This window comes from Kandleria vitulina DSM 20405, assembly GCF_000702065.1.
Taxonomy (GTDB): Bacteria; Bacillota_I; Bacilli_A; order Erysipelotrichales; family Coprobacillaceae; genus Kandleria; species Kandleria vitulina.
Window position 1 is genome coordinate 1 of record NZ_JNKN01000058.1, and the last position, 6,504, is coordinate 6,504.

At 35.7% G+C, this 6,504-nt stretch carries 10 protein-coding genes and 1 pseudogene; 8 read left to right on the plus strand and 3 right to left on the minus strand.

The window, feature by feature from the left end; all coding sequences use genetic code 11:
* Positions 1-239, minus strand: a pseudogene (locus T513_RS12525) (transposase); the annotation flags it as partial.
* Positions 240-319: 80 nt separating this feature from the next.
* The gene (locus tag T513_RS0109280; protein WP_031589868.1) at positions 320-1,525 is read right to left on the minus strand and encodes a class I SAM-dependent rRNA methyltransferase; all 1,206 of its coding nucleotides are present in this window, start codon (positions 1,523-1,525) and stop codon (positions 320-322) included.
* Positions 1,526-1,825: 300 nt separating this feature from the next.
* Here T513_RS0109280 and cysS point away from each other — a divergent pair, with 300 nt between their 5' ends.
* The 7 genes from cysS to nusG all read left to right on the plus strand — a co-directional run bounded on the left by cysS (position 1,826) and on the right by nusG (position 6,053).
* Complete coding sequence (cysS, locus tag T513_RS0109285) at positions 1,826-3,169, plus strand: cysteine--tRNA ligase (protein WP_031589869.1); 1,344 nt, start codon at positions 1,826-1,828, stop codon at positions 3,167-3,169.
* The gene (locus T513_RS0109290; RefSeq protein ID WP_029071079.1) at positions 3,169-3,567 is read left to right on the plus strand and encodes a Mini-ribonuclease 3; all 399 of its coding nucleotides are present in this window, start codon (positions 3,169-3,171) and stop codon (positions 3,565-3,567) included. Before cysS ends, T513_RS0109290 begins: the two co-directional genes overlap by 1 nt.
* An 18-nt stretch (positions 3,568-3,585) precedes the next feature.
* The gene (gene rlmB / locus T513_RS0109295; protein WP_029071080.1) at positions 3,586-4,305 is read left to right on the plus strand and encodes a 23S rRNA (guanosine(2251)-2'-O)-methyltransferase RlmB; all 720 of its coding nucleotides are present in this window, start codon (positions 3,586-3,588) and stop codon (positions 4,303-4,305) included.
* 15 nt (positions 4,306-4,320) lie between these two features.
* Complete coding sequence (locus T513_RS11805) at positions 4,321-4,938, plus strand: sigma-70 family RNA polymerase sigma factor (RefSeq protein WP_029071081.1); 618 nt, start codon at positions 4,321-4,323, stop codon at positions 4,936-4,938.
* A gap of 73 nt (positions 4,939-5,011) precedes the next feature.
* Entirely contained in the window at positions 5,012-5,161 is a 150-nt protein-coding gene (gene rpmG, locus T513_RS0109305) for a 50S ribosomal protein L33 (RefSeq protein ID WP_029071082.1), read from the plus strand.
* A 15-nt stretch (positions 5,162-5,176) separates the two neighbouring features.
* Entirely contained in the window at positions 5,177-5,494 is a 318-nt protein-coding gene (gene secE, locus T513_RS12055; protein WP_080692590.1) for a preprotein translocase subunit SecE, read from the plus strand.
* A gap of 1 nt (position 5,495) precedes the next feature.
* Positions 5,496-6,053, plus strand: a complete 558-nt coding sequence (gene nusG / locus T513_RS0109315) for a transcription termination/antitermination protein NusG (RefSeq protein ID WP_029071084.1) — start codon at positions 5,496-5,498, stop codon at positions 6,051-6,053.
* A 30-nt stretch (positions 6,054-6,083) separates the two neighbouring features.
* On the opposite strand, the gene T513_RS12305 is transcribed toward nusG, so the two are convergent.
* Positions 6,084-6,227, minus strand: coding sequence for a hypothetical protein (locus T513_RS12305; protein ID WP_162176427.1), 144 nt, complete (start codon positions 6,225-6,227; stop codon positions 6,084-6,086).
* Positions 6,228-6,270: 43 nt separating this feature from the next.
* Here T513_RS12305 and T513_RS0109320 point away from each other — a divergent pair.
* The coding region (locus T513_RS0109320; protein WP_031589870.1) for a hypothetical protein at positions 6,271-6,504 on the plus strand (234 nt) is incomplete at its 3' end.

A 6,504-nucleotide genomic window follows, 5' to 3' on the forward strand; every position in this document is an offset into this window, starting at 1 on the left:
TATCCATCATCAGCGAAACCGAGCAGGATGCACCTCAGAAGCTTCATTGCATCATGCCCATGCAATCTGCGACTGCTGAGATCAACATACTTTCCAATGTTCATCCTTTCCGTAATCTCAATGACAGTACGTGCAATATCGTCACTAGGCACATCATTCTCAAAATTAATGTTAAAATCCAGTAGCGCATAGGTCTGAAATGCGCTATAATTTTTTTGGTATAATGTTGTGGTTTTCATAATTACATTATACCAAAAAATGCGTCGGAATTATCCGGCGCATTTTATTTTTGAAAACTAATCCAGATTATCTATCCGGGTCAGCCCCTTTCATCTACAACTTGGAAAATAAGGAATTTAAGATATGAAGAGTTTTCATCTCCCCAAAGAATAGGATGATCAGGAGACTGCTGACGGCATTCTACTTGTCTTAATCTCTTATGCACTGACTTGGCAGCTTGAGCGATGGCTTTCTTGAAGTTTTCTTCATCCATGAAATGTGAACATGTACAAGTTGCAAGATATCCACCATCCTTGACAAGTTTCAAGCCACGCATATTGATTTCACGATATCCCTTGATCGCATTCTTGATTGAACTTCTTGATTTCGTAAAAGCAGGTGGATCAAGAATTACAACATCGAATGTTTCATTCTTTTCTTCAAGTTCAGGAAGGAAATCAAAGACATCATGACATTCAAATTTAACGGTATTTTCTAGATTATTTAATTTAGCATTCTCACTGGCAAGACTGACCGCTAATTCAGAAGCGTCAACACCAAGTACACTCTTTGCTCCAGCAATACCAGCGTTAAGGGCAAATGTACCGATGTATGTGAAACAGTCCAATACTTTAGCATCTTTTACTAGTGACTGAATAGCTAGACGGTTGTATTTCTGATCAAGGAAGAAACCTGTCTTTTGTCCGTTTTCTACATCAATCATATATTTGACATTGTTTTCAGTAATCATAAAGCGTGTTTCAAATGGTTCACCAATAAACCCTTTAACACGTTCTAATCCTTCTTTTTTACGTTCCTTGGCATCACTTCGTTCATAGACTCCACGGATGATTATGCCATCTTCTTTAAGAATATCTTTTAATAAATCAATAAGAAGAAGCTTGTAGGCTTCCATACCAAGAGTAAGGCACTGAATTACAAGGATATCTTCAAATTTATCAATGGTGATGCCAGGTAAAAAATCAGCATCCCCAAAGACAATACGACAAGAAGATGTATCGACAGTTTTCTTTCGATATTCCCATGCGTTAGCTAAGCGCATTCTGAAGAACTTTTCATCGATGTTAGTGTCTTTTCGAGTAAGCAGACGAACTCTGATTTTTGAATTCTGATTGATGTATCCAATTCCAAGAGGATAATGGTTGAATGCTTCTACTTTAACAAGTGCACCATTCTTAAAATGCCCTTTAATAGTATCTATTTCATTATCAAAGACCCAGAGTCCTCCTTGTGATAAAGTACGTCCTTCACCTTTTTTTAATGTTACTACTGTATTAATACTCATGCGTATCTCCCTTCTTTCAAATCGATTATACATGATATCTTTAAAAAACAAAATGATTCTTGTGTTTTGCTTGTCACAAGCTAGTGAATTTGGTATATTGAAATTAAATTAGAAGTAAGAATGAAAAAATGGGATATACAATAGAGAGAGCTAACTGGTGAAAATGCTCGTATTGAATATTTTGGATGCCCTTGCTTGAGTCTTTTTAAAAGAAAGAACGTGCTACTTGCGTTAAAAGTATGAGCTATGGTAAGGTGGACTATCTTTGCCATATGCTCTTTTTATTAGGAGGAAAATAACATGAAAGTTTTTAATTCGTTGACAAATAAGAAGGAAGAACTCACTCCCCTTAAAGATGGACAAGTATCAATGTATGTATGTGGACCAACTGTCTACAACTATGTTCATATTGGAAATACAAGACCGATGATCACATTTGATTTATTAAGACGTACTCTTGAATATCTAGGAGAAAAAGTTATCTATGTTTCAAATTATACTGACGTAGATGACAAGATCATCAAACAGGCTAAAAAAGAAGGAGTCAGTGAAAAAGAACTGACTGACAAGTACATTAAGGCGTATGAAGAAGTAAGAGATGGTCTTCATCTTTTAACACCAAGCTATACGCCAAGAGTTACTGAAACGATGGATAAGATCATCCATTTTATTGAAGTGCTAATTGAAAAGGGATATGCCTATGAAAAAGATGGCGATGTCTACTTTAGAGTCACTAAGATTCCTAGCTATGGAGAATTGTCAGGAATTAAGATTGATGATCTAATTCAGGGTGCAAGTGAACGTACTTTAACTGAAGATGATAAGAAGAAAGAATCACCATTGGATTTTGCTTTATGGAAAAAGACAGATGAAGGTATTCAGTTTGATTCACCATGGTCAAAAGGGAGACCAGGATGGCATACTGAATGTGTTGTAATGATTAATGATATATTTGAAGAAGGACATATCGATATCCATGCTGGAGGACATGACTTAAAGTTCCCTCATCATGAAAATGAGATGGCACAATCTGTCGCTTACAGTGGACATCATATCGCAGATACATGGATGCATAACCAGATGATCAATATTAATGGAGAAAAGATGTCCAAGTCTTTAGGTAATGTACTTTGGGCTAAAGATCTATTAAATGAGTTAGGATGCAATGTGTATAAATGGTTAATGTTATCAACGCATTATAGAAATCCACTTAACTTCACTGATGAAGTATTAAACAATGTAAAAAAAGAAGTCGCAAAAGTGGAAAATGTTGTGAAGAGTGCTTCATTGTATTTAGCAGTTAATCATGTAGAAAAAGAAGAAGCACGCAAAGAAACAGTTGACCATATGGTAATGGCATTAGCTGATGATTTAAATTCATCATTGGCATTAACAGAAATTCTTGATCAGGTCAAAGTATTGAACCAGGTCATGAGAACAAGAGAAAAAGATAATGCGGCTATTGCTAAAGAATATGCGACATTAATGAAAATGACTGATGTCATGGGATTTGCTTTTAAAGGCGTTGAATTAAGTGAAGAAGATATTGATCTTTACAATGAATGGAATGCCTATAAGAAAGAAAAGAACTTTGAAGAAGCTGATCGTGTGAGAGGGTTATTGATAGAAAGAGGTATTCTTTAATGAGACCTGAACTTCTCAATGCATTAACACTCGCTTATCTTGGAGATGCTATTTTTGAAGTCTATATTAGAGAATATTTAGTCATTGAAAAACAAATTGTAAAGCCTAATGACTTGCAGAAAGCAGCGGTGGATTATGTTAGTGCCTATGCGCAAGCAGGCTTTATGAAAGCAGCTATGGAAAATGGCTGGCTTACTGATGAAGAGATATCAATCTATAAGCGAGGAAGAAATACTAAAGGTCATGGGGCCAAGAATAAGAAGACGATTGTTCATAATCAGTCTTCTGGTTTTGAAGCTATTATTGGTCATCTTTATCTTGAAGAAAGACATGATCGTATTAAGGAAATTGTCAATTTCTACAAAAAGTGGGTCGATTTCGACAAAAATCAATCATAAGAAACAAAGAGGTGTAATATGAAAGAGTGGGTTTATGGCAGAAATACTGTCAGAGAATTATTAAAGAATGGAAAGGTTAGTCAGATTCTTATTCAGAAGAATACGAATAAGGATTTGATGGATCTTTGCAAGAAATATAAAAAGACATTCAAGATGAGTGATAAAAAAGAATTGAATGACTTGGTTGGCCACGTTGTCCACCAGGGTGTAGCTGCGCTTGTAGAAAGCTACGATTATGCCAGCTTGGATGAGATTCTTTCATCTATCCCAGAAGGGAAAACACCTTGTCTTCTTATGCTAGATGGTTTAGAAGATCCACATAACCTTGGTGCTATCTTGAGAACCTGTGATGCAGTTGGTGTAGATGGCGTTATCATTGGTAAGAAGAGAAGCGTTGGCTTGACATCAACTGTCGCAAAGGTTTCAACTGGTGCTATTGATCATGTGAAGGTAGCTCAGGTGACAAACTTGACAAGAACTTTAGATGAGCTTAAAAAGATGGGATACTGGGCTGTTGCTTGTGAAAATGAACGTGCTCAGGACTATCGCCAAGTTGATTATAATATGCCGCTTGTATTGGTCATCGGTTCAGAAGGAAGCGGTATTTCAAGATTAGTTAAGCAAAATTGTGATATCAATGTCGTATTGCCGATGGTAGGACATGTCACATCGCTTAATGCCTCTGTTGCTACAGCGGTGCTTTTATACCAGGTCTATAATTCACGTCACCCATTGTAATAAGGGGGATTTGTTATGGATAATGCTGAAGTACAAGAATTAATTTATTTATCAAGATGTGGAAGTGCTTTAGCTATGAGGAACATTTATGCGTATTATTATCGCATAATGATTAAAATTGCACATCGTATCTATGCGAATCAATGTAGAGTCATGGATTATGATGACTTGATTCAGATTGGTACATCAATCTTTAAGAATGTGCTATGCAGCTATCGATTAGATGGTGGTGCTAAGTTTAATACGTACGCGAGTGTATGCTGTACAAGAAGAATGCAAAGTGCCATTAAGTCACAGGTAAGACGTCTGTCTTATCTTTCGTTAGATGAACAATATAAGGATTCATCACGTACATTTTTTGATATTGTGGCAGATGGATCTGGGGATTATTCACCAGAAGGACAGTGTCATAAAGAAGAAATGAAGCTTTGTATTCGTGAGTGTCTGTCCCATGTTTCTAAGCGAGATCGCTATATATTTGAAATGGTGAGAATGGGCTATAGTGAAGAGGAAGTTTCACGTCAGCTTCATGTTCCAATTAAGACAGTCTACAATGCCATGTATCGTGTCAGCAAAAAATTGAAGAGCAGCTTATCTCTAGAAAAGAGATATATGAAAAAAGATGTGATGTAATCAATTGAATTTATAAAAGTTATTTGACTCTTACATGTTTATATGATAAATTATAGTGGCTAAGGAGCGGATTATGAGAGAAAAAGTCATTTTAGTATGTACTGAGTGTTTATCTCGTAACTACAGTGTATATAAGAATAAACGTACAAACGTTGAAAGATTGGAATTAAAGAAATATTGTAAGAGATGTGGAAAACATACTCTTCATAGAGAATCTAAATAACAAGGAGGGGACTCTATGGACGCTAAAACTAAGGAAGAAAAGAAAGAGCTTAAAGAAAAGCTAAAAGCGGAACGTAAAGAATTACGTGCAGCTAAGAAGCTTGAAAGAAAAAGAGCTCTAGCTGAATCCATTGATGAGGATCCATTAAAATTAAAAGACTGGTGTTCTTTAAAAGGTATTCGTGAAGAAATCAAGAAAGTACATTGGTTAAGTAAAAAAGAGCTTGCTATTGATAGTGGGGTAGTACTCGCATTTACAATTGTTTTAGGATTGTATTTCTATGCAAGCGATGCAATTATTGCATTAATCTTAAAAGCATTGGGGTTAAATTAATATGGCAGATATCAACGACGAAGGAAGAATGTGGTATGTCGTAAATACCTATTCTGGACATGAAAACAAAGTTAAAGAAAATCTAGAAAAAAGAATTGAATCAATGGGATTACAGGATGTATTGTTCAATATTCTTGTTCCTACACATCCTGAAACTGTTGTAAAGAATGGTAAAAAGGTCAATGTAGAAAAGAACCTTTGGCCAGGTTATGTTCTTGTAGAAATGGTTATGACAGATGAAGCTTGGTATGTTGTAAGAAATACACCAGGTGTAACTGGATTTATCGGTTCAAGTGGGGGAGGAGCTAAGCCATTCCCACTAGCTAAACATGAAATCGATCCAATCTTAAAGAAGATGGGAATCCAGACAGCTAAGCTTGAAATCAATTTCGAAGTTGGCGATGAAGTTAAGATTCTTTCTGCACCATTCGCTGGAATGAGCGGTAAAGTAGAAGCAATCGATGTAGAAAAAGAAAGAGCTACTGTATTAGTAGACTTCTTAGGTAACCTTACTCCAACTGAATTGGATTTGGTTTCATTAGAAAAAGTAGAATTATAAAAAAAGAGTTCGCAAAGAACTCTTTTTTTGTTAATCATCTTCTTCTAATTCAATAATAACACCACTGTAGGCATCAATCTTAAACTCATAGATTTTATAAAGTTCCCGACAGAAAACCCACGTGCCTTTAGGCCGTGGGATAAATATCAGTAAAATATATGGTATAATATACATACAGGAAATCCTATTTCCGAGTCTTTAGAAAGGAGAAAGCTGTATGCATCTTACTGTAAAACAACAAGTAAAGCGTCTTTCAAAGGAAGATTACAGAACTATAAGAGAACTGTGCCATATAGCAAAGAATCTTGCCAATGAAGCCATTTACAATGTAAGACAGTATTACTTTTCTGAGGGCGAGTTTTTAAAATACGAAAAGAATTACACTCTTTTAAAGAACAGCCCTAACTACAAAGCGTTAAACTCTAACATGGCACAGCAGATCCTGAAAGAG